Source organism: Streptomyces xiaopingdaonensis (genome assembly GCF_000262345.1).
GTDB classification, from domain to species: domain Bacteria; phylum Actinomycetota; class Actinomycetes; order Streptomycetales; family Streptomycetaceae; genus Streptomyces; species Streptomyces xiaopingdaonensis.
The window spans coordinates 1-21,017 of sequence record NZ_AJTQ01000309.1 but is presented as its reverse complement, the minus strand read 5'-3'; the positions used below and the strand labels follow the sequence as shown (position 1 = coordinate 21,017).

16 protein-coding genes, 1 pseudogene and 1 CRISPR repeat array are annotated in these 21,017 nt (G+C 72.9%); of the genes and pseudogenes, 6 read left to right on the top strand and 11 right to left on the bottom strand.

Features of this window, described 5'->3' with window-relative positions:
* Nucleotides 1-77: 77 nt before the first annotated feature.
* Nucleotides 78-2,174: a serine/threonine-protein kinase gene (locus UWG_RS0124055; RefSeq protein WP_029391726.1), complete on the bottom strand. Its 2,097-nt coding sequence runs from the start codon at nucleotides 2,172-2,174 to the stop codon at nucleotides 78-80.
* Between the two features lie 343 nt (nucleotides 2,175-2,517).
* Entirely contained in the window at nucleotides 2,518-4,224 is a 1,707-nt protein-coding gene (locus UWG_RS0124050) for a glycerol-3-phosphate dehydrogenase/oxidase (protein ID WP_029391725.1), read from the bottom strand.
* 234 nt (nucleotides 4,225-4,458) lie between these two features.
* Between UWG_RS0124050 and UWG_RS0124045 the strand changes: the two genes are divergently transcribed.
* Nucleotides 4,459-5,721 carry a nucleotide sugar dehydrogenase gene (locus tag UWG_RS0124045; RefSeq protein ID WP_016909750.1) on the top strand — a complete coding sequence of 421 codons (1,263 nt, stop codon included), beginning with the start codon at nucleotides 4,459-4,461 and terminating at the stop codon, nucleotides 5,719-5,721.
* 63 nt (nucleotides 5,722-5,784) lie between these two features.
* Here UWG_RS0124045 and UWG_RS0124040 read toward each other — a convergent pair whose 3' ends face one another.
* From UWG_RS0124040 to UWG_RS0124025, 4 genes are all read right to left on the bottom strand, one after another.
* Complete coding sequence (locus UWG_RS0124040) at nucleotides 5,785-6,900, bottom strand: GuaB3 family IMP dehydrogenase-related protein (RefSeq protein ID WP_016909749.1); 1,116 nt, start codon at nucleotides 6,898-6,900, stop codon at nucleotides 5,785-5,787.
* A gap of 90 nt (nucleotides 6,901-6,990) precedes the next feature.
* On the bottom strand, nucleotides 6,991-8,496 hold the full coding sequence (guaB, locus tag UWG_RS0124035) for an IMP dehydrogenase (RefSeq protein ID WP_029391724.1): 1,506 nt from the start codon (nucleotides 8,494-8,496) through the stop codon (nucleotides 6,991-6,993).
* Nucleotides 8,497-8,581: 85 nt separating this feature from the next.
* Nucleotides 8,582-9,187 carry an RNA polymerase sigma factor ShbA gene (gene shbA / locus UWG_RS0124030; RefSeq protein ID WP_016909747.1) on the bottom strand — a complete coding sequence of 202 codons (606 nt, stop codon included), beginning with the start codon at nucleotides 9,185-9,187 and terminating at the stop codon, nucleotides 8,582-8,584.
* Nucleotides 9,188-9,490: 303 nt separating this feature from the next.
* Nucleotides 9,491-10,102, bottom strand: a complete 612-nt coding sequence (locus tag UWG_RS0124025; RefSeq protein ID WP_003948568.1) for a response regulator transcription factor — start codon at nucleotides 10,100-10,102, stop codon at nucleotides 9,491-9,493.
* A 364-nt stretch (nucleotides 10,103-10,466) separates the two neighbouring features.
* On the opposite strand from UWG_RS0124025, the gene UWG_RS0124020 reads away from it, so the two are divergent.
* The 3 genes from UWG_RS0124020 (at nucleotide 10,467) to UWG_RS0124010 (ending at nucleotide 12,351) form a co-directional block, all read left to right on the top strand.
* The gene (locus UWG_RS0124020; RefSeq protein ID WP_016909746.1) at nucleotides 10,467-10,799 is read left to right on the top strand and encodes a WhiB family transcriptional regulator; all 333 of its coding nucleotides are present in this window, start codon (nucleotides 10,467-10,469) and stop codon (nucleotides 10,797-10,799) included.
* Between the two features lie 41 nt (nucleotides 10,800-10,840).
* Nucleotides 10,841-11,494: an MOSC domain-containing protein gene (locus UWG_RS0124015; RefSeq protein WP_016909745.1), complete on the top strand. Its 654-nt coding sequence runs from the start codon at nucleotides 10,841-10,843 to the stop codon at nucleotides 11,492-11,494.
* Between the two features lie 83 nt (nucleotides 11,495-11,577).
* On the top strand, nucleotides 11,578-12,351 hold the full coding sequence (locus UWG_RS0124010; protein ID WP_016909744.1) for an SDR family NAD(P)-dependent oxidoreductase: 774 nt from the start codon (nucleotides 11,578-11,580) through the stop codon (nucleotides 12,349-12,351).
* Between the two features lie 63 nt (nucleotides 12,352-12,414).
* On the opposite strand, the gene groL is transcribed toward UWG_RS0124010, so the two are convergent.
* Complete coding sequence (groL, locus tag UWG_RS0124005) at nucleotides 12,415-14,040, bottom strand: chaperonin GroEL (protein WP_016909743.1); 1,626 nt, start codon at nucleotides 14,038-14,040, stop codon at nucleotides 12,415-12,417.
* 165 nt (nucleotides 14,041-14,205) lie between these two features.
* Nucleotides 14,206-14,520, bottom strand: a complete 315-nt coding sequence (gene groES, locus UWG_RS0124000) for a co-chaperone GroES (RefSeq protein ID WP_016909742.1) — start codon at nucleotides 14,518-14,520, stop codon at nucleotides 14,206-14,208.
* A gap of 329 nt (nucleotides 14,521-14,849) precedes the next feature.
* Here groES and UWG_RS0123995 point away from each other — a divergent pair, with 329 nt between their 5' ends.
* Nucleotides 14,850-16,025 carry a class I SAM-dependent methyltransferase gene (locus UWG_RS0123995; RefSeq protein ID WP_016909741.1) on the top strand — a complete coding sequence of 392 codons (1,176 nt, stop codon included), beginning with the start codon at nucleotides 14,850-14,852 and terminating at the stop codon, nucleotides 16,023-16,025.
* Nucleotides 16,026-16,028: 3 nt separating this feature from the next.
* On the opposite strand, the gene UWG_RS0123990 is transcribed toward UWG_RS0123995, so the two are convergent.
* Nucleotides 16,029-17,492 carry a CopD family protein gene (locus tag UWG_RS0123990; protein WP_016909740.1) on the bottom strand — a complete coding sequence of 488 codons (1,464 nt, stop codon included), beginning with the start codon at nucleotides 17,490-17,492 and terminating at the stop codon, nucleotides 16,029-16,031.
* 487 nt (nucleotides 17,493-17,979) lie between these two features.
* Between UWG_RS0123990 and UWG_RS0123985 the strand changes: the two genes are divergently transcribed.
* Nucleotides 17,980-18,858 (top strand): arylamine N-acetyltransferase family protein, encoded by an 879-nt coding sequence (locus UWG_RS0123985; RefSeq protein ID WP_016909739.1) that lies wholly within the window; start codon nucleotides 17,980-17,982, stop codon nucleotides 18,856-18,858.
* 169 nt (nucleotides 18,859-19,027) lie between these two features.
* A CRISPR array of direct repeats spans nucleotides 19,028-19,973; the repeat unit is 29 nt; unit sequence GGGTCCATCCCCGCGTGCGCGGGGAGCAG.
* 427 nt (nucleotides 19,974-20,400) lie between these two features.
* Here the strand turns inward: UWG_RS0123985 and UWG_RS0123980 are convergent.
* Nucleotides 20,401-20,655, bottom strand: coding sequence for a hypothetical protein (locus tag UWG_RS0123980; protein WP_016909738.1), 255 nt, complete (start codon nucleotides 20,653-20,655; stop codon nucleotides 20,401-20,403).
* Nucleotides 20,652-21,017 (bottom strand): annotated as a pseudogene (locus tag UWG_RS30890) (tRNA (adenosine(37)-N6)-threonylcarbamoyltransferase complex transferase subunit TsaD); the annotation flags it as partial. The pseudogene UWG_RS30890 and the gene UWG_RS0123980, both read right to left, overlap by 4 nt.

The following is a 21,017-nucleotide window of genomic DNA, read 5'->3' as shown; positions in this document are numbered from 1 at the left end:
AGTGGGTGAGCGCCGACGGCGGGACGCACGCCCCGACCCGCGTCGCAGCGCCGGGAGTTCGCAGCGGCCGCGGGGGCTCAGCCCTTCGGCTGGAAGGTACGGAACGCGGTGTCGCGGAGCGTCTTGCACTCCTCGGCGCCCCACTCGCCGGCCTTGCAGGTGACCATGATCGCGTAGCCGCGCCCGCCGTCGACCTTGAAGCCGCGGTTGAGGACGCGGACCTTGCCGCCGTCCTCCTTCCGCGTGAACTGCCAGTCGGCGACGGTCGGGTAGTCCCGCCAGTCGACCTTGTCGATGCCGATGAGGTGGTAGCCGGGGCTGCTCCCGCTCACCGCGGGCTCCAGTTCGCGCCAGGCGCCGGCGGCGTCGTCGAGCGGGCTCGCGTTGTAGTCGACCTGGACACGTGGGAGGCCGCCCTGCTTCGCCGCGTACTTGCCGCCCGAGTTGCGGCCCGCGACGCCGACGCGCTCGAAGCCCTCCGGCATCGCCATGGCGAAGTGGAAGCGCCCGTCGGAGACCTTCTCGTACCCCTCGGGCACGCCGTCCTCGTCCTGCTTCTCCTCGCCGTCCTTGCCCTCGTCGGCCTTGTCGTCCTTCGCGCCCTCGGTGCTGCCCGAGCCGTCCTTGCCCGAGGCCTTCTCGTCCTTCGCCTCCTTGCCGCCCGAGGCCGCGGCGTCGCCGCTGCTGCTCCGCGCGCTGCCCGTGGTCTCGTCGCCGCCGTCGTCGCCGCCCGTGCTGAAGAGCACCGCGCCCACCGCGACGAGCACCACGAGCACCGCGGCGGCGACGGCCAACACCCGCCGCGAAACGCCCTTCCTGAGCTCCGGCAGCTCCCGCAGGTCCCGGAGGGAGGTGATGGCGGCGCTGCCCCCGCGCTCGGGCGCCGGACGGCCGCCGCTGCCCTCGCCCGTGGCGGCAGCGCGCGACTCCGCCGGCAACTCCCCCGCCGCGGCCCGCTCGTCCTCCCCCTGTGCCGCCTCCGTCTTCGCGGCACCGGCCGCCGGCTCTTCGCCCGCAGCGGCCTCCGCACCCGAACCGGCCCCCGGGGCCCGGGAGTCGGGCCCGTCCTTCACTCCGGCACCGGCCGAGCCGTTCGACGCCGCCTGCCCCGACGCGGCAGCCGCGCCCCCGGCAGCAGCCCCCGCCGCCGCGTTCCGCACCGACTTCAGCGCGCCCCGCAGCCGCTCCCCCGACCCCGAGGACTCACCGCGCCGCTTCCGCATCCCGATGCTCCGCGCCCCGGACGACACCCCCGAAGGCCCGCCCTGCGGCGAAACCCCCGGCTCCGCCCGCGTCCTGGCGTCCAGCACTCCCTCGGCTGCCGCCGCCTTCCCGCGCTTGCGCGCGGGGCTGCCCGCCGCGACGGGCTCCAGCAGCGCCCGGGCCCCGTCGACGTCGAGGCGCTTCTCCGGGTCCTTCACGAGCAGCCCCGCGATCACCTCGGAGAGCTCGCCCGCCTTCTCCGACGACGGCACCGGCTCCGTCATCACCGCGGTGAGCGTGGAGATCGCGGAACCCTTGTCGTAGGGCGGGTGGCCCTCGACGGCCGCGTAGAGAAGGCCGCCCAGCGACCACAGGTCGGCGGGCGGCCCCGGGCGCTTGCCCCGCGCGCGCTCCGGCGAGATGTACGAGGGCGCCCCGACGAGCATGCCGGTGGAGGTCACCGAGGGGTCGCCCTCGACCTTGGCGATCCCGAAGTCGGTGAGGACGACGCGCCCCGTGCCGTCCTCCAGCAGCACGTTGGACGGCTTGACGTCGCGGTGGAGGATGCCCTCGCGGTGCGCGGCGCGCAGCACGTCGAGGATGGCGAGGCCGACCTCGGCGGCCCGGCGCGGGGTGAGCGTCCCCTCCCGCTTGATGCGGTCGGCGAGCGAGTGCCCCTCGACGAGCTCCATCACGATCCACGGACGCCCGTCCTCGTCGACGACGTCGAAGACGGTGATCGCGCTGCCGCTGCGGATACGGGCGATCGCCTTGGCCTCGCGGAGGGTTCGCGTGATGAGGCGCTGCTTCTCGTCCTCGTCGACGCTGGAGGGGAAGCGCAGCTCCTTGACGGCGACGGTCCGGCCGAGGATCTCGTCCTTGCCGCGCCAGACCGTCCCCATCCCGCCGCGGCCGAGGACATCCTCGAGCCGATAGCGTCCTCCTACCAGCCGTCCCGTGTCCTCGCTCATGAATCCCCTTGAGTCCCCTCTGCGGTGCGCCCACCCCCGGCAGAGCTTTCATTGTGAACCATCGTGATGACAAGTCGCCTACGGGGTCCGGCCCTTGCCGCCCCCGTGCGAGGCCGGCACAGCCGCTCGGGCCTGCGCTTTCCGACGTCGTCTCAGCAGCCGGAACCGGCCCGCACGGCAGTCGTACGACGGGGCGCGCCGGCCGCCCTGACCGGCGGTCAGCACGGTGCTTACGCGCGCTGGTTCGGGGAGCTCCGGGGCGCTCCTCGCCTGGCGGACCGGCGGTTGACCGCCGGCCAGGGCGACCGTATCGGACTCCGCGCCTCCGCCGGTCCGCCGGCGGCTAGAGCGGCGCGATGTCGGGGGCGCCGAGCCGTGCCGCGTCCGCCGTCCGGTCGTCGGGCTGGCGCTGGGACTCCACCTCGGCCTCGACGCGCTTCTCGTAGTGCTCCACCTCGCGTGCGATCTGGTCGCCGTCCCATCCGAGCACGGGGGCCATCAGGTCGGCGCACTCCCTGGCGCTCCGCGCACCGCGGTCGAAGGTCTCGATGGAGATGCGGGTGCGCCTCGTCAGCACGTCCTCCACATGGCGTGCCCCCTCGTGCGTACAGGCGTAGACGACCTCCGCCTTGAGGTAGTCGTCGGCCGCCGGCAGCGGCTCCCCCAACGCCGGGTCGCGTGCGACGAGTTCCAGCACCTCCTGCGCGAGCGTCCCGTACCGGCCCAGCAGGTGCTCGACGCGCGCCACGTGCAGCCCGGCGCCCGCGGCGAGCCGCGCCCGCGCGTTCCACCGCGCCGGATACCCCTCGGCGCCCACGAGCTGCACCTCCTCCGTGACGCAGGGGCCCACCTTCTCGTCGAGCCCGCGCACCGCCTCGTCGACGGCGTCCTTCGCCATCACCCGGTACGTCGTGTACTTGCCGCCCGCGATCACCACCAGCCCGGGCACGGGGTGGACGACGGTGTGCTCCCTGGAGAGCTTGCTCGTCGCGTCCGACTCCCCCGCGAGCAGCGGGCGCAGCCCCGCGTAGACACCCTCTACGTCGTCGCGCGAAAGCGGCACCGACAGCACGGAGTTGAGGTGGTCGAGGAGGTAGTCGATGTCGGCGCTGGACGCGGCCGGGTGCGCCTTGTCGAGGTCCCAGTCGGTGTCGGTGGTGCCGATGATCCAGTGCCGGCCCCAGGGGATGACGAAGAGCACCGAGGTCTCGGTGCGCAGGATCAGCCCCGACGAGGAGTTGATCCGGTCCCGCGGGACGACGAGGTGGATGCCCTTCGACGCCCGCACGTGGAACCGCCCGCGCTCGGCGATGAGCCCCTGGGTGTCGTCGGTCCACACTCCTGTCGCGTTCACCACCTGCTTCGCACGCACCTCGAACTCCCCACCGAACTCGAGGTCTTCGATCCGCGCACCGACCACGCGCTCCCCCTCGCGGAGGAAGCCGACCACTCGCGCGCCGTTGGCCGCGAGCGTCCCGTAGGACGCCGCCGTACGCACCAGCGTCTCGGTGAAGCGCGCGTCGTCGACCTGCGCGTCGTAGTACTGCAGGGCGCCGACGAGCGCGCTGCGCTTCAACCCCGGCGCCACCTGGAGCGCGTGACGGCGCGAGAGGTGCCGGTGGAGCGGAAGCCCGCGCCCGTGCCCCGAGGAGAGCGACATCGCGTCGTACAACCCGACTCCGCTGCCGACGTAGAACCGCTCCCAGCCGCGGTGCCTGAGCGGGTAGAGGAACGGGACCGGCTTCACCAGGTGCGGGGCCAGCCGCTCCAGGAGCAGCCCCCGCTCCTTCAACGCCTCCCGCACCAGGGCGAAGTCGAGCATCTCCAGGTACCGCAGTCCGCCGTGGATGAGCTTGCTCGACCTGCTGGAGGTACCGGCCGCCCAGTCCCGCGCTTCGACGATGCCGGTGCTCAGCCCCCTCGTCGCGGCGTCGAGTGCGGTGCCCGCACCGACGACCCCGCCGCCGACGACGAGCACGTCCAACTCCCGCTCGGCCATCCTCGCCAGGGCTTCGGCCCGCTGCTCGGGGCCCAGTGTCGCTGTCCTCACGCTGCCTCCCGTGCGCTTCGTACGGAAACCTGCCCCGGACCTGCCCGACCCCCACCCGCCCGACTCCTGCCCCCGATGGTCCCCCATTCCCCCGACTTTGGCCGAGCGTCTGGCATGGCTCGGCGTCCAATCCAACCGGGCTTTCATATAGGCCCTTAACCTGACATAGCGCCTCGCATCAGACCGCGAATCCCCGCCGCAGCGGCCGGGGAAGGGGAAGGGAAGTCCTCAGCCATGCCCGCAGATCTCGCCGTACTCGGACTCGCCCGATCGGGTCTTCCACTCGCGCTCGCTGCGACCGCCGCCGGTGTCGGCACCCTCGGCTACGACCCGGACGAGGCCACCGTCGACGACGTCACCGCCGGACGCCCGCCCGCCGGCGCCCCGCTCACCGCGGCCGAACTCCGCCGGATGCTTTCGCGCGGCTTCCGCGCCAGCGCCGACCCCGCCGTCCTCGCCCGCGCCCGCACCGCGGTCCTCTGCGCCCCGACGCCGCTCGCCGCCGACCGCTCCGTCGACCTGACGGCGCTGCACGCCGCCACCCGCACCCTCGCCTCCCGGCTGAGACCGCGCACCACCGTCATCGTCGAATCGACGCTCCACCCCGGCGGCACCGAGCGCGACGTACGCCCCCTCCTGGAGGAGGGCTCGGGCCTGCGCGCCGGCCGCGACTTCCACCTGGCGTGCGCCCCCACCCGCCTCGACCCCGGCAACCGCTCCTGGGGTTACGCCAACACCCCGCGCGTCATCGGCGGACTCACACCCGCCTGCACCGAGGCCGCCGCCGCCTTCTACTCCCGGCTGACGGAGAAGGTCGTCCGCGCCCGCGGGCTGCGCGAGGCCGAGGCGGCGAAGTTGCTGGAGACCAACTACCGCCAGGTCAACATCGCGTTCATGAACGAGATGGCCGTCTTCTGCCACGACCTCGGCATCGACCTGTGGGACACCATCCGCTGCGCCGAGACCAAACCCTTCGGCTACCAGGCGTTCCGCCCGGGCCCCGGCGTCGGCGGACACGGCCACGCCCTCGACCCCGACTGCCTCGACCACCGCACCCGCACGCCCGGGTACCCGCTGCGGATGGTCGGCCTCGCGCAGGAGGTCAACGCGCGCATGCCGCGGTACGTCGCACAGCGCGCCGCCGCGCTCCTCAACGAGTACGGCAAGTCCGCCAGGGGCGCGCGCATCCTGCTGCTCGGCGTCACCTACAAACCCGACCTCCCCGACCGGCAGGGCGCCCCCGCCGACGAGGTGGCGGCCCGACTCCGCGAACTCGGCGCCGAGTTGGCCTTCCACGACCCGTACGTCCCCCACTGGAGCCCGCAGGGGCTCCGCGTCCGGCGGGCCGAGGCGCTCTACGAGGCCGCCGCCGACGCCGACCTCACCCTCCTCCTCCAGCACCACCGCACGTACGACCTCCAGGGCCTCGCGGCCAAGGCCCAGCTCTTCCTCGACACCCGCGGCGCGAGCCCCACAGGCGCCGCCCACCGCCTCTGAGCCGCACCGCACGGCAGAGCGCCCGCACGCCGACAGGCGTACGGGCGCTGTGTGCGGGCGGTGTCAGCGCGAGCGCGCGACGGTGACCTCCACGCGCTGGAACTCCTTCAGTTCGGAGTACCCGGTGGTGGCCATCGCGCGGCGGAGCGCGCCGAAGAAGTTCATCGAACCGTCCGGCGTGTGCGACGGGCCGAGGAGGACCTCCTCCAGCGTTCCGACGACGCCGAGGTCGACGCGGCGGCCGCGCGGCAGCTCCTCGTGGACCGCCTCCATGCCCCAGTGGTGGCCGTGCCCCGGCGCATCGCTCGCCCGCGCCAGCGGGGAGCCCATCATCACCGCGTCGGCGCCGCAGGCGACGGCCTTGGGCAGGTCCCCGCTCCATCCGACGCCGCCGTCCGCGATGACGTGGACGTACCGGCCGCCCGACTCGTCGAGGTAGTCCCGCCGCGCCGCGGCGACGTCGGCGACCGCCGTCGCCATCGGCACCTGGATGCCGAGGACGTTCCGCGTGGTGTGCGCGGCGCCGCCGCCGAAGCCCACGAGCACGCCTGCGGCACCGGTGCGCATCAGGTGCAGGGCCGCGGTGTAGGTGGCGCAGCCGCCGACGATCACGGGGACGTCGAGCTCGTAGATGAACTGCTTGAGGTTGAGCGGCTCGGCGGCGCCGGAGACGTGCTCGGCCGAGACGGTGGTGCCGCGGATCACGAAGAGGTCCACGCCGGCGTCGACGACCGCCTTGGAGAATTCGGCCGTCCGCTGCGGCGAGAGCGCCGCTGCCGTGACGACGCCCGAGTCGCGCACCTCCTTGATGCGCCGGCCGATCAGCTCTTCCTTGATCGGCTCCGAGTAGAGCTCCTGGAGCCTGGTCTGCGCGGCCGACTCGTCGAGCTCGGCGATCTCCTCCAGCAGCGGCTCCGGGGCCTCGTACCGCGTCCAGAGGCCCTCCAGGTTGAGGACGCCGACGCCGCCGAGCTCACCGATGCGGATCGCGGTGCGCGGAGAGACGACCGAGTCCATCGGGGCCGCGAGGAAGGGCAGTTCGAAGCGGTAGGCGTCGATCTGCCACGCGATGGAGACCTCTTTCGGGTCACGGGTACGCCTGCTGGGCACCACGGCGATGTCGTCGAAGGCGTAAGCCCGCCGCCCGCGCTTGCCGCGCCCGATCTCGATCTCAGTCACGTGTGAGGCCCTTCTCTACGGTTACCGGGCCAGTATCCCCGACGCCCGCGCGCGGCGGCGCGGCCCCCACCACCGCGCACGGAAGACGCGTCAGCGGCGGTTGTAGTTGGGGGCCTCGGTCGTCATCTGGATGTCGTGCGGGTGGCTCTCCTTGAGCCCGGCCGCGGTGATGCGGACGAACTTCCCCCGCTCCTTCATCTCGGGGACGGTCCGCCCGCCGACGTAGAACATCGACTGCTTCAGCCCGCCGGCGAGCTGGTGCACGACGGCACCGAGCGGCCCGCGGTAGGGGACCTGGCCCTCGATGCCCTCGGGGACGAGCTTGTCGTCGCCCGAGACCTGCTCCTGGAAGTAGCGGTCCTTGGAGTACGAGATCTGCCCGCCGCGCGTCTGCATCGCGCCGAGGGAGCCCATGCCGCGGTAGGACTTGAACTGCTTCCCGTTGATGAAGAGCAGCTCTCCGGGCGACTCCTCGCAGCCGGCGAGCAGGCTGCCGAGCATCACGGTGTCGGCTCCCGCGACGATCGCCTTGGCGATGTCGCCGCTGTACTGGAGGCCGCCGTCCCCGATCACCGGGACGCCCGCGGACCTCGCCGCCTCCGCGGCCTCGTAGATCGCGGTGACCTGCGGCACCCCGACGCCGGCCACGACGCGCGTGGTGCAGATCGAGCCCGGGCCCACGCCCACCTTGATGCCGTCGGCACCCGCGTCGACGAGCGCCTTGGCGCCCTCCCTCGTCGCGATGTTGCCGCCGACGACGTCCACGCCAGGGGCGTTGGACTTGATCTTGGCGACCATCTCCGCGACGAGCCGCGAGTGGCCGTGCGCCGTGTCGACGACGACGAAGTCGGCACCGGCCTCGACGAGCGCCTGCGCCCGCTCGAACGAGTCCCCCGCGACGCCGACCGCGGCGCCGACGAGCAGCCGGCCCTCGGAGTCCTTCGCCGCGTTCGGGTACTGCTCCGCCTTGACGAAGTCCTTGACGGTGATGAGGCCCTTGAGCACGCCCGAGCCGTCGACGAGCGGAAGCTTCTCGATCTTGTGCCGACGCAGCAGCTCCATCGCCTCGTCCCGCGAGGTCCCCACCTCGGCGGTGACGAGCGGCATCGGCGTCATGATGTCGCGCACCTGGCGGCTGCGGTCGAGCTCGAAGGCCATGTCGCGGTTGGTGACGATGCCGAGCAGCCGCCCCGCGTCGTCGGCGACGGGGACGCCGCTGATCCGGAACCGGCCGCAGAGCTCGTCCGCCTCGGAGAGCGTCGCCTCGGGACGGATCGTGATCGGATCGGCGACCATCCCGGACTCCGAGCGCTTGACCCGGTCGACCTGGGCGGCCTGGTCCGCTATCGCGAGGTTCCGGTGGAGCACGCCCACGCCGCCCTGCCGCGCCATGGCGATCGCCATGCGGGCCTCGGTCACCTTGTCCATCGCCGCGGAGAGCAGCGGCACGTTGACCTTCACGTTGCGCGAGACGTGGGAGGCGGTGTCGATGTCCTCAGGGGCCATATCGGACTCGCCCGGCAATAGCAGGACGTCGTCGTATGTCAGCCCCAGAGTGGCGAATTTGGCGGGCACTCCGTCGACGTACTCTGTCATGACACCTTTCCCATGCTTGCCCCGGCGAGGAAATCCATGCTAACGGCCGCGGGAGGGTGCACCGCCCCCCTCCGACGTCCGCCGGCTACTGCTCGGCGAGCTCCCGAAGCCTGCTCAGTGCTCTGTGCTGTGCAACGCGCACGGCGCCCGGGGACATTCCCAGCATCTGTCCCGTCTCCTCGGCCGTGAGGCCGACGGCGACGCGCAGCAGCACCAGTTCCCGTTGGTGCTCCGGCAGGTTGGCGAGGAGTCGCTTCGCCCACTCCGCCTCGCTGCTGAGCAGCGCCCGCTCCTCCGGCCCGAGGGAGTCGTCCGGCCGCTCCGGCATCTCGTCCGAGGGGACAGCCGTGGATCCGGGACCGCGCATCGCGGCCCGCTGAAGGTCGGCGACCTTGTGCTGCGCGATGGCGACGACGAACGCCTCGAAGGGCTTCCCCGTGTCCCGGTACCGCGGCAGCGCGAGGAGCACGGCGATGCAGACCTCCTGCGCGAGGTCGTCGACCAAGTGCCGTGCGCCGCCCGGGAGTCGGGTGAGACGTGTGCGGCAGTACCGCAGCGCCAGCGGGTGCACCCGCGCGAGCAGGTCGTGGATCGCCTGCTGCTCGCCCTCGACAGCGCGGCGCACGAGGGCGCCGGCGTCCGCAGGCCCCGAGGCGGCCGACTGGGCCCCCACGCTCTCGTCGTCGCGCATCGGTCCATGGTGCACCGAAGCCGCGCGATCCGTCCCCCGGCCCCGGGAGGCGGCGCCCTCCCCGCGACGCGGCGAGACCACGCCCGCACGGCCCTCGGCCTGCAACTCGGCGGTCTGATCAGGGGCGTTCACCCGCATCTCGCACGCCCTCCCCTCACGCCCGGTCGGCCCGTCCCCGAGGAACTCCATACTCCAAGGATGCGGCACACGCCCGTTAACCGCGCCGACCCTGCCGCCCCGCCTCCCCGCAGAAGGCGCGGGCGGCGGCGGGAGGGCGGTGCTCCGGGTGGCCGGCGCCCGCACTCAGCGGACGAGCCCCCAGCGGAAGCCGAGCGCGACCGCGTGCGCGCGGTCCGAGGCGCCGAGTTTCTTGAAGAGCCTGCGTGCGTGCGTCTTGACGGTGTCCTCGGAGAGGAAGAGCTCGCGCCCGATCTCGGCGTTGGAGCGCCCGTGGCTCATGCCTTCGAGGACCTGGATCTCACGCGCCGTGAGCGTCGGGGCCGCGCCCATCTCCGCGGACCGCAACCGCCGGGGCGCGAGCCGCCAGGTCGGGTCGGCGAGGGCCTGGGTGACGGTCGCGCGCAGCTCGGCACGCGAGGCGTCCTTGTGCAGGTAACCCCTGGCGCCCGCGGCCACGGCGAGCGCGACCCCGTCGAGATCCTCCGCCACGGTGAGCATGATGATGCGCGCCCCCGGATCGGCGGAGAGCAGCCGCCGCACGGTCTCCACGCCGCCGAGCCCCGGCATCCTCACGTCCATCAGAATCAGGTCACTGCGGTCGGCGCCCCAGCGGCGGAGGACTTCCTCGCCGTTGGCCGCCGTCGTCACGCGCTCAACTCCCGGCACGGTCGCGACCGCGCGGCGGAGCGCCTCTCGGGCAAGCGGGGAGTCATCGCATACGAGGACGGAAGTCATGACCACCCTCCGCGGCTGATGCGCATCACCTTGAGCCTCCAGGCTGCTTGTGGTTCGTCACCTGTGCGATTGACAGCCTCGAACCCGCAGGTCCGAGCTGACTTCCGCCAACCGCTTCAGCCCGCTCAACGACGGTCACCCGAAAGAGTTACGGGGTCGTGCGGTCGGCTTCGACACTCTACGTGAGGGCGCGCTTACGCAGCAGCCACCTCGCAGGGCGGCGACTTCCCGGTTCCTCGATCACCTCGGCCAGGCGGTCCACCCGCTTCGCCTGCCTTCCTTTGGTTCGCGCGGATATGTGCCTAAAGTCCCGATGAGTCATATTTACGGATGAGCCTCCGACTCTCTCCGAGGGGACAGAGCAATGGCAGACTTCTCCCGGCTTCCAGGACCCAACGCCGATCTGTGGGACTGGCAGCTGCTCGCCGCCTGCCGCGGCGTAGACAGCTCGCTCTTCTTCCACCCCGAAGGAGAGCGCGGCGCCGCCCGCACCGCCCGCGAGGAGTCGGCGAAGGAGGTGTGCACGCGCTGCCCCGTCCGCTCGGAGTGCGCCGCGCACGCCCTCGCCGTCCGAGAGCCCTACGGCGTGTGGGGCGGCCTCACCGAGGACGAGCGCGAGGAGCTGCTCGGCCGGGCTCGGGGGCGGCTCGTCCCGGCCCGGCACGGCGCGGGCGAGGAGGACCCACCGCCCGAGTAGCGCCGTTCCCTCCACGCACGTCCGCAAGTACGCTCGTCCTCATGCAGCTGCTCACCGTCAACGTCGGGACCCCGGAGCGCTCCGAGCACACGGGGGCGCCCGGCAAGCTGACAGGCATCGGCAAGCAGCCGGTCACCGGTCCCGTGCGGGTCGTGGCGCCGGGGCCGCGGGGCGAGGGCGGCAGCGGACTCGTCGGGGACGCGGTCTGCGACCTGCGGCACCACGGCGGCGACGAGCAGGCCGTCTACGCGTACGCACGCGAGGACCTCGACGCGTGGGAGAAGGAGCTCGGCCGCGAACTGCCGGCGGGCGCGTTCGGTGAGAACCTCACCACCCTCGGCGTGGACGTCAACTCGGCTCTGCTCGGCGAGCGTTGGCAGGTGGGGAGCGCCGTCCTCCAGGTGAGCTCGGTGCGGGTGCCGTGCCGGACCTTCGCCGGGCACCTCGGAGAGGAGCGCTGGGTACGGCGGTTCACCGAGCGCGCGCTGCCGGGGGCCTACTTCCGAGTCGTCGAGGAAGGCGCGCTCGCGGCGGGCGACGCCGTCAAGGTGACGTGGCAGCCCGAGCACTCGGTGACGGTCGGCCTCCTCTTCCGCGCGCTGACCGGTGAGCCCGAGCTGCTTCCCCGTCTCGCGGAGGCCGAGGAGTGGCTGCCCGAGGCCGGCCTGGCGAGGCTCCGGGCTCGCGCCGGGTAGCGGCGCTCGTCGGCCGGCGGCCGGCTCGGGCGACAGAAAGGCCCGTCGACGGGCCGCGCGCATGCCCGGTTAGCGTGCTCGCCATGACGACTGCGCTGATCACCGGATCGACGGCGGGCATCGGTGCCGCCTTCGCGCGCCGCCTGGCGAGGGACGGACACGACGTGGTGCTGGTGGCGAGGGACGCCGAGCGCCTCAGCGACCAGGCGGCCGAACTCCACGACCGGCACGGCGTCGAAGCCGCCACCCTCGTCGCCGACCTCGCGGAGGAACCGGGGATCGCCGCCGTCGAGGAGCGGCTGCGGGATGCCGACCGCCCCGTCGATGTGCTCGTCAACAACGCCGGGTTCGGCAACAAGGGGCGGTACCTGGAGGTGCCGGTCTCCGACGAGTTGACGATGCTGAAGGTGCACTGCGAGGCGGTGCTGAGGCTGACGAGCGCCGCCGCCGAGGCGATGCGGGGGCGCGGGCGCGGGAGCGTGGTCAACGTCTCCTCGATGGCCGCGTTCGTGCCGCGCGGCACCTACGGGGCCTCGAAGGCGTGGGTGGTCCAGTTCACGCAGGGCGCGGCGAAGGAGCTGGCGGCGTCGGGGGTGCGGCTGATGGCGCTCTGCCCGGGGTTCGTGCGGACGGAGTTCCACCGGCGTGCGGGCATGGACACGGGGAACATCCCCGGGTGGATGTGGCTCGACGCGGACAAGCTCGTCGACTCCGCGCTGCGCGACCTGGCGCGCGGGAAGTCGCTCTGCGTTCCGGACGCCCGGTACAAGGCGCTGCTCGGTGCCTCGCGGCTGCTGCCGCGCGGTGTGCTCGCACGCGCGTCGTCCACCACCGGCAGGCGGTACGGGCCGCGTTGACGCGGCGAGGCCCGGCGCCCCTTCCGGGGTGCCGGGCCTCGACTGCGGCCGGGTGACCTCGCGTCAGTGCGCGTGGCCGTGGCCGTGGCCGGCGGCCGGCTCCTCTTCCTCGGCCGGCTTCTCGACGACGAGGGTCTCGGTCGTCAGGAGCAGCGAGGCGATGGAGGCGGCGTTCTCCAGCGCGGAGCGGGTGACCTTGACCGGGTCGATGACACCGGCCTTGACGAGGTCGCCGTACTCCTCGGTGGCGGCGTTGTAGCCCTGGCCCTTCTCCAGCTCGGCGACCTTGGAGGTGATGACGTACCCCTCCTCGCCGGCGTTCTCCGCGATCCAGCGGAGCGGCTCGACGGCGGCGCGGCGGACGACGGCGACGCCGGTGGCCTCGTCGCCCTCCCTGCCGAGGCTGTCCTCGAGCACCTTGACGGCGTGGACCAGCGCGGAGCCACCGCCCGAGACGATGCCCTCCTCGACGGCCGCGCGCGTGGCGGAGATCGCGTCCTCCAGGCGGTGCTTCTTCTCCTTGAGCTCCACCTCGGTGGCCGCGCCGACGCGGATCACGCAGACGCCGCCCGCGAGCTTCGCGAGGCGCTCCTGGAGCTTCTCGCGGTCCCAGTCGGAGTCGGTGTTCTCGATCTCGGCCTTGATCTGGGCGACCCGGGCCTTGACGTCGTCGCTGTTGCCCGCGCCGTCGACGATGGTGGTGTCGTCCTTGGTGACGGTGACGCGGCGGGCCGAGCCGAGGACGTCGAGACCGGCCTGGTCGAGCTTGAGGCCGACCTCCTCCGCGATCACGGTGCCGCCGGTAAGCGTCGCCATGTCGCCGAGCATCGCCTTGCGGCGGTCGCCGAAGCCGGGGGCCTTCACCGCGACGGCGTTGAAGGTGCCGCGGATCTTGTTGACGACGAGGGTGGAGAGCGCCTCGCCCTCGACGTCCTCGGCGACGATCAGCAGCGGCTTGGAGCTGCCCGCCTGCATGATCTTCTCGAGCAGCGGGAGCAGGTCCTGGATCGAGGAGATCTTGCCCTGGTGGATGAGGATGTACGGGTCCTCGAGGACGGCCTCCATCCGCTCCTGGTCGGTGACCATGTACGGGGAGAGGTAGCCCTTGTCGAAGGCCATGCCCTCGGTGAAGTCCAGCTCCAGGCCGAAGGTCTGCGACTCCTCGACGGTGATGACGCCGTCCTTGCCGACCTTGTCCATCGCCTCGGCGATGAGCTCGCCGACCTCCTTGTCCTGCGCGGACAGACCGGCGACGGAGGCGATGTCCTCCTTGGAGTCGATCGGCTGCGCGGTGGAGAGCAGGTCGTCGGAGACCGCCTGGACGGCGGCGTCGATGCCGCGCTTCAGGGCGGCGGGGGAGGCGCCGGCGGCGACGTTGCGCAGGCCCTCGCGGACGAGCGCCTGGGCGAGTACCGTCGCGGTGGTGGTGCCGTCACCCGCGATGTCGTTGGTCTTGGTCGCCACCTCCTTGACGAGCTGGGCGCCGAGGTTCTCGTAGGAGTCCTCCACCTCGACCTCACGGGCGATGGTGACGCCGTCGTTGGTGATCGTCGGGGCGCCGAACTTCTTGTCGATGACGACGTTGCGGCCGCGGGGGCCGATCGTCACCTTCACGGTGTCGGCGAGGTTGTTGACGCCGCGCTCAAGGGCGCGACGGGCGTCCTCGTCGAACTTCAGGATCTTCGCCATGGAACTCTCAGGTCCTCTCGAACGAACCGCGCCCCGGCCCCGGCTCCATCGGAAGCGGGCACCAGGGCGCGGATCAGGCAGAATTCGGTGTCGGTGCGGCCGGGGGCGTCAGCGGCGCTGACGTCCTGCCCACTCCTCGACCACTCGACGTTCGCTGTCGGCTGATTACTTCTCGACGACGGCGAGGACGTCGCGGGCCGAGAGGACGAGGTACTCCTCGCCGCTGTACTTGACCTCGGTGCCGCCGTACTTGCTGTACAGAACGACGTCGCCGACCTTGACGTCGAGCGGCAGACGGTCGCCGTTCTCGAAGCGGCCCGGGCCGACGGCCAGGACGGTGCCCTCCTGGGGCTTCTCCTTGGCGGTGTCCGGGATGACCAGGCCGGAGGCCGTGGTCTCCTCAGCGTCGAGCGGCTGGACCACGATGCGGTCCTCAAGCGGCTTGATGGCAACCTTGCTGGCCTTGCTGGCGGTCGTCACGATCCGACCTCCCCCTTCGGAGATCTCAACACGGGGTTCTTATGTGTGCGGTGGCGACCTGGAGATCCGTCGTCGCGGGTGCCGGATCTGCCCGTCGCTGGTGCGTGTGCAACGGCGGCCTGCGGGCAGGGTGTTGCCACACCGTGCCTGCGCGGGTCGCGCATGCTCACGCGGTTGGCACTCCCTGGGCGAGAGTGCCAACGCCGACATTATGCGGCGGTTAGCACTCCGTCAACCAGAGTGCCAGCGAGCCCTGCGGCCGTATCCTCCGGGACGCCTTCCGAACCCGCGGAGGACGCCCGCCGACGCCGGCGGGCGAGAATGACCCGGTGGATGCCGAGACCTTCTCCCGACTGCTCGAACCCGAGGGCCAGGCGCTCCTCGACCGACTCCGCGACCACGCGCCGGGCGACGAACTCGCCACCGCCACACGGCTGCGCCGCGAGCACCCGGCCGAGCTCGTCTCGGCCGCGCTGACGCAGGCGCGGCTGCGGCAGCGCGCGGTGGCGAAGTTCGGCGCACACGACGCGGCGCGCATGTACTTCACCCCCGAGGGTGTCGAGCAGTCCACCCGTTCCGAGCTCGCCGACCACCGCGCCGCGCGGTTCGTACGGCTCGGCGTCCGCACCGCCGCCGACCTCTGCTGCGGCATCGGCGGCGACGCGCTGGCCCTCGCCCGCGCCGGCATCCGCGTGCTCGCCGTCGACTCGTCCCCGCTCGCCTGCGCCGCGGCCCGTGCCAACGCGGAGGCGCTGGGCGTCTCGGACCTCGTCGAGGTGCGGTGCGCCGACGTCACCGAGGTGCCGCTCGGCGGGGCGTTCGACGCCGTCTTCGTCGACCCCGGGCGGCGGGGCGCGAAGGGCCGCACTTTCGACCCCGAGTCGTATGCGCCGCCCCTGAGTTGGACCGTCGAGGCAGCGCGGCGCGCGCCGTGCGCGGCGCTGAAGATCGCGCCGGGCGTCCCGCACGAGGCGGTCCCCGCGGACGCGGAGGCGGAGTGGGTCTCCTACCGCGGCGACGTCAAGGAGGCCGTGCTCTGGTTCGGTGCGGGGCAGGCCGGGTCGAAGCGGGCGACGCTGCTGCCCGCGGGGGACGCGCTCACCGGCGGGGCGGCGCCGGCGCCGCCCGTCGGCGCGGTGGGTGCCTACCTCTACGAGCCGGACGGCGCCGTGGTGCGGGCGCATCTCGTCGCGGAGGCAGCGGAGTTGCTCGGCGGGCGGCTGATCGATCCGACGATCGCCTACGTCACCGCCGACCACCGCGGCACGAGTCCCTTCGCCACCGGGTACGAGATCGGCGACGTCCTGCCGTTCAACCTCAAGCGGCTCCGGGCCCTCCTCCGCGAGCGGGACGTCGGGAACGTGACGGTGAAGAAGCGCGGCTCGGCCGTCGAACCGGAGGAACTGCGGCGGAAGTTGAAGCTCCGGGGCAGCGCCTCGGCGACCGTCTTCCTCACCCGGGTCGACGGCGCGCCCTCGATGCTCGTGGGGCGGCCGCTGCGGTGACGGTCACCCCGGAGCCGGGACCGGGACGGCGGTGAGGACGGCGGAGACGGCCATCACCCCTGCGAGGAGCGCGAGTTCGGCGCGAACGGGGCCGCGCGCCGGGTCCGCGCCCCGCAGGCGCCGCAGCCGCCGGCGTGCGAGGAACGCGAGCAGCGCGACCGCGGCGATGAGCGCCAGCTTGATCAGGAACGTCCGCCCGTAAGCGGAGTCGAGGAGACGGTCGAGGGGGAGGCGTCGCAGGGCGCTGAAAGTGCCCGTGACGACGACGACGGTGAACGCGACGGCCGCCACCCGCGTGTACCGGTGCAGCAGCACGCGCGCGGGCCCGGGAGCGCGACGCCAGGCGTGCATCGTGTGGAGGACGCAGAGGAGGCCGCCCGTCCACACGGTCGCCGCGGTGAGGTGGACGAAGGTGAGGAGCGACCCGACGAGCGGAGTGTCCGCCTCCGGGTGGGCGCGGAACGCCTCGGCGACGATCACGGCGAGCAGCAGGAGGGGCGTCCACGAGGTCCAGGGCGCACGGCGTGCCCCGGCGCAGAGCGCGGCGGCGGCGAAGGCGTTCGCCTCGAGCAGCACGAGCGCGCCGTCCCGCGTCCCGTAGGCGGCTACGAGATCGAGTTCGGCGAGGCGGTGGCCGAGCGAGCCCGTCCCCGCGAGGACGAAGAGCTGCACGGCGGCCGCGACCGCACCCACGAGCGCCCCGTTCACCGCCCACCGCCTCGCCGGCGACCCGGGCGCCTCGGGCACGGAGTGCGCGAGCCGTGCGGCCGTCACCTCGCCGACGGCGAGCGCCAGCCCGCAGAAAGCGGCGGTACGCAGCACGGAGAGCGCCCAACCGCCCGGGATTCCCAGCTCGTTGGTGCCGTCGAGGGCCAGCCGGGGGCCGAGCACCGCGACGAGCACGAGGGCCGCGGCGAGCAGCAGGAGGGGCGGCAACCGTTTGCCGGGGGCACGGTGGGTGGCGGGCTTCCGGGGGGCGTCGGCTGGTCCGGGGCGGTCGGGGTGAAGGGCGGCGGCCGGACGCGGTGCGGTGCGGGACTCGGGTGGCAGGGGGCCGGGGAGGTGGCTGCCGGGGGACGGTTTCGGGGGTGCTTCGTGCGGGAGGGCGCCGGGGGGCTGCGGGGTGCGCGGTGGGGCGTCCTCGTACGGGGTGCGTGCGGGCGGGGTGGCGTGCGGGAGGGCTTGCGGTGCGGGGGGACGGCGCAACTCGGGTATGTGCGCGTCGGAACGCTCGGGCGGCAGGGCGGCGGGCGGGCGGATGTCCGCGGGGGATGAGCCGGCGTGCGGGGCGTCGGCGTGCGGGGCGTCGGCGGATGCGGGCTGCTGCGGGGGGAGTCGGGCGCCGCCGGACATCTCCTGCGTCGGGGCTTCCGGTGGCGAAGAGGCGGCGTCCGCGGTCGCAGGGAGGTGCGCGGGCGGGTTCCCGCGGTCGTCGCGGGGCGCGGGGGACGGGTCCGGACGTTTCACCGCTGACTCCTTGGTCGTGCTGGCTCGTGGCGCGCTCCCGGGCGCCTGGATGCTGCACCGGACGGGCCGTCGCGGCAGAAGTGCCCTGCCGGGGACGGGCGTTGCGGGGCCGCGCGCGGGGATTCACTGGTGGCGCGGGGCGGGCGGCGCGTGCGGGCCGACTCCGTGCGTCTGACGCAGGCGTCCATTCGCGCCGGGCGCACGGGAGTGTGCGGAGGCGCCGGGGAGGAGACACGCTCCGCGGTGGCGCGCTGCTCGGCGTGCGGTCGGGGCGAGTCGCCCCGTCGGCGCACGGCCGGCGGAAGAGCGGGGGCGCAAATTGGCAGCGCGGACGCACCGGTTCGCGCGCCCGGCTCGTTCGGCACCGCTCATCGAGACCCCCCACAACTGCATGCGCACTCCATCCTGCCCCCTGCCCGGGCCGCCGCCCGCCCCGGGACCCAACCTGGGACAAACCGCGTAGCCGGTGGTCAATACACTGGCCACCATGTCCGCATCCGCCCCACCCGTCCCGCACGCGCCCGACCTGGACCTCGACGCCTACCTCGCACGCGTCGGCCGGCAAGGCAGCACGGAGCCGAGCGCGGACGTACTCCGCAGACTGCAACGCGCGCACATCCTCGCCATCCCCTTCGAGAACACCGAGCCGCTCCTCGCCCGCCGCACCGCCGCCCCCTCGCTCCAACTCCCCGACCTGGAGGCGAAGTTGGTCCGCGGCCGCCGAGGCGGCTACTGCTACGAGCAGAACACGCTCTTCACCGCCGCACTGCGCACCCTCGGCTTCGAGGTGCGCCTCCTGGCGGCGCGCGTCCTCGTCGGCGCGCGCCCCGGCACCGTCCGCCCGCGCACCCACATGTGCCTGCTCGTACACGTACCGGGCGAGACGACGGGCCACCTCGCCGACGTCGGCTTCGGAACACCCGGCATACCGCTCACCTCCGTGCCGCTCGCAGAGGGCGAGTACGAGCAGGAGGGCGGCCACCGCGTCCGCCTGCTGCGCGAGCACACTGCCGACCGCCCGCTCGCCGACTGGGAGCTGCACTCCCTCACGCCCCAGGGCTGGAACCGCCTCTACGGCTTCACCATCGAGCCCTTCGAGGCCCCCGACTTCGACGTCGCCAACTGGCAGATCGCCACCAACCCGCGCTCCCCCTTCTCCCAGGCCCCCTGGATCGTCCGCACCCTCCCGGGCGGCGCCCACCGCAAGCTCTCCGGACGCACCGCCCTCACCCTCACCGAATCCCTCGCCGACGGGACCCGACGCGAACGCGCCGTCGCCGACGGGGCGGAGGCGGTGCGCGTCCTCGACGAGGAGTTCGGGATCGGGCTGCCGTCGGGGAGTCGGTTGCTGGCGGGTGAAGGCTGAACTGTCCTTTGGGTGGCGGCGGGTTGGCCTTTTGACGGGGGTGCCTGTAGGCCCTCGTCAAGCACGCGTGGGGTAGGCAGCTTGTCCGAGTATCGGACCGAGTCAGGGGACCATTCCCGCGTGCGCACGGGGAGCAGTCGGCGACCCCGCGCCGCAGGGACATGAAGGTGGGTCCATCCCCGCGTGCGCGGGGAGCAGTGCCTCCGCTCTCCTTGGTGATCGCCTTCAAGACGGGTCCACCCCCGCGTGCGCAGGGAGCAGTTCAGCCCGTACATCATTTTCTGGAGTGGTTCGGGTCCATCCCCGCGTGCGCAGGGAGCAGACGCGCGGGTCCAGCCCGAGGCCGCAGATCAGGGGTCCATCCCCGCGTGCGCGGGGAGCAGCGCGGCATGGAGTTCGAGGACTTCGTCCCCGAGGGTCCATCCCCGCGTGCGCAGGGAGCAGTCGTCGAAGCTCGCGCCGCGGCCGGGGCCGTGGGGTCCATCCCCGCGTGCGCGGGGAGCAGATGACGAACCAGCGGACCAGGGTACAGGCGGAGGGTCCATCCCCGCGTGCGCGGGGAGCAGGGGGAACCGCAGCCACAGGTGCTCCAGCTCGTGGGTCCATCCCCGCGTGCGCGGGGAGCAGGAGCGGCACGAGCCCGGCCGCATCCTCCACGCGGGTCCATCCCCGCGTGCGCGGGGAGCAGCCGGGGAGTAGCACCCCCGGAAAGAGCCGCCCGGGTCCATCCCCGCGTGCGCGGGGAGCAGGATGACTGGACCCTCGTCCCCGGGATCACGGAGGGTCCATCCCCGCGTGCGCGGGGAGCAGCCGTCACCGGCTTTCTTCGGAGCCCATACCTTGGGTCCATCCCCGCGTGCGCGGGGAGCAGAGCGCTTCCCACAGCCGTTGCCCCTCGGGGGAGGGTCCATCCCCGCGTGCGCGGGGAGCAGCTGGAGACCCACCAGCGACTGCTGGCACGGGAGGGTCCATCCCCGCGTGCGCGGGGAGCAGAGCAACGGCGCGAGCTTGGTCCGCTGCCGGGAGGGTCCATCCCCGCGTGCGCGGGGAGCAGGAGGCGACCGTGAACGGCGGGTAACCGATCTGGGGTCCATCCCCGCGTGCGCGGGGAGCAGTCTCGTTGACCTGCATGTTTATCCGGGGCTCGGGCCCTGTGAAGCAACTTTCTTCGAAAGCGACAAATCGGACTCCCACTCTGACGGTCAACGTGCCTTGCAGTGAGGGCCACTCCCCCGGCGGCTCGGTGTCATGCCCGCTTGCCACTCTCGCACCTCGGACCGGTCAGCACCACGCAGACGCAAGCGGCAGGAAGCGTGAGCGAGCAAGTACCCCGAGCACACCCGTCGTTCGGCGTCAGCCTTCGCTCCGACCCGACCCCGAAGCTCTGCCAAGGCGAAGCGCCCGGCCACGCAACTCCCCGACGCGAGCAAGGTGTTCGGAGCGAAGGGCACTCCTGGAGACACCGCTCCACGTCGCGTGAGCGTCCCCGGCACCCATCCCACCGTCAGTGAGCACACCCCCGCACGCCTGCCCGAGCCCCTATCAAACCCGCTCGAACCGCCACCGATGCACCCCCCGCGCCACCAACTCCCCCGGCGGCTCCGGTATCTCCGGCAACTCGGCGTCATAGGCGGCGTCCCACCAGATGATGACGAGCACCCGGTCCCCGGGGGCCGTGAAGTGCTCCCTGCGGACCGCGAGGGCCTCGCCGAGTGCGTGTTGGGACCTGGCCCAGGCCAGCAGTTCGGGGGCGCGGCCCGGTGCGGCCTTGGCCTCCCACATGAGTGCCACAGTCATGGGGCGTAGAGGTTCTTCCTGCTCAGCTCGTGCACGTGGTCGTGGTGCGAACCGCCCTCGTGGGCGTGGTCCGGCCCGTGAGCGTAGCCCCTCGGGGACGGGGCGCTCTGCTCGGGCCGTCCCTGTGCCGACGCGGTGGGGACGTACGGCTCGGTGACCGGGAGGGAGGAGTCGGCGGGGAGGTCCCAGTCGGAGGTGGAGCGGTTCTTCGCGACCATCTCGGCGCCGAGTGCGGCGACCATCGCACCGTTGTCGGTGCACAACTTGGGGCGGGGGACGCGGAGTCGGACGCCGGCGTCGGCGCAGCGCTCCTCGGCCATCGCGCGCAGGCGGGAGTTGGCCGCGACGCCGCCGCCGATCAT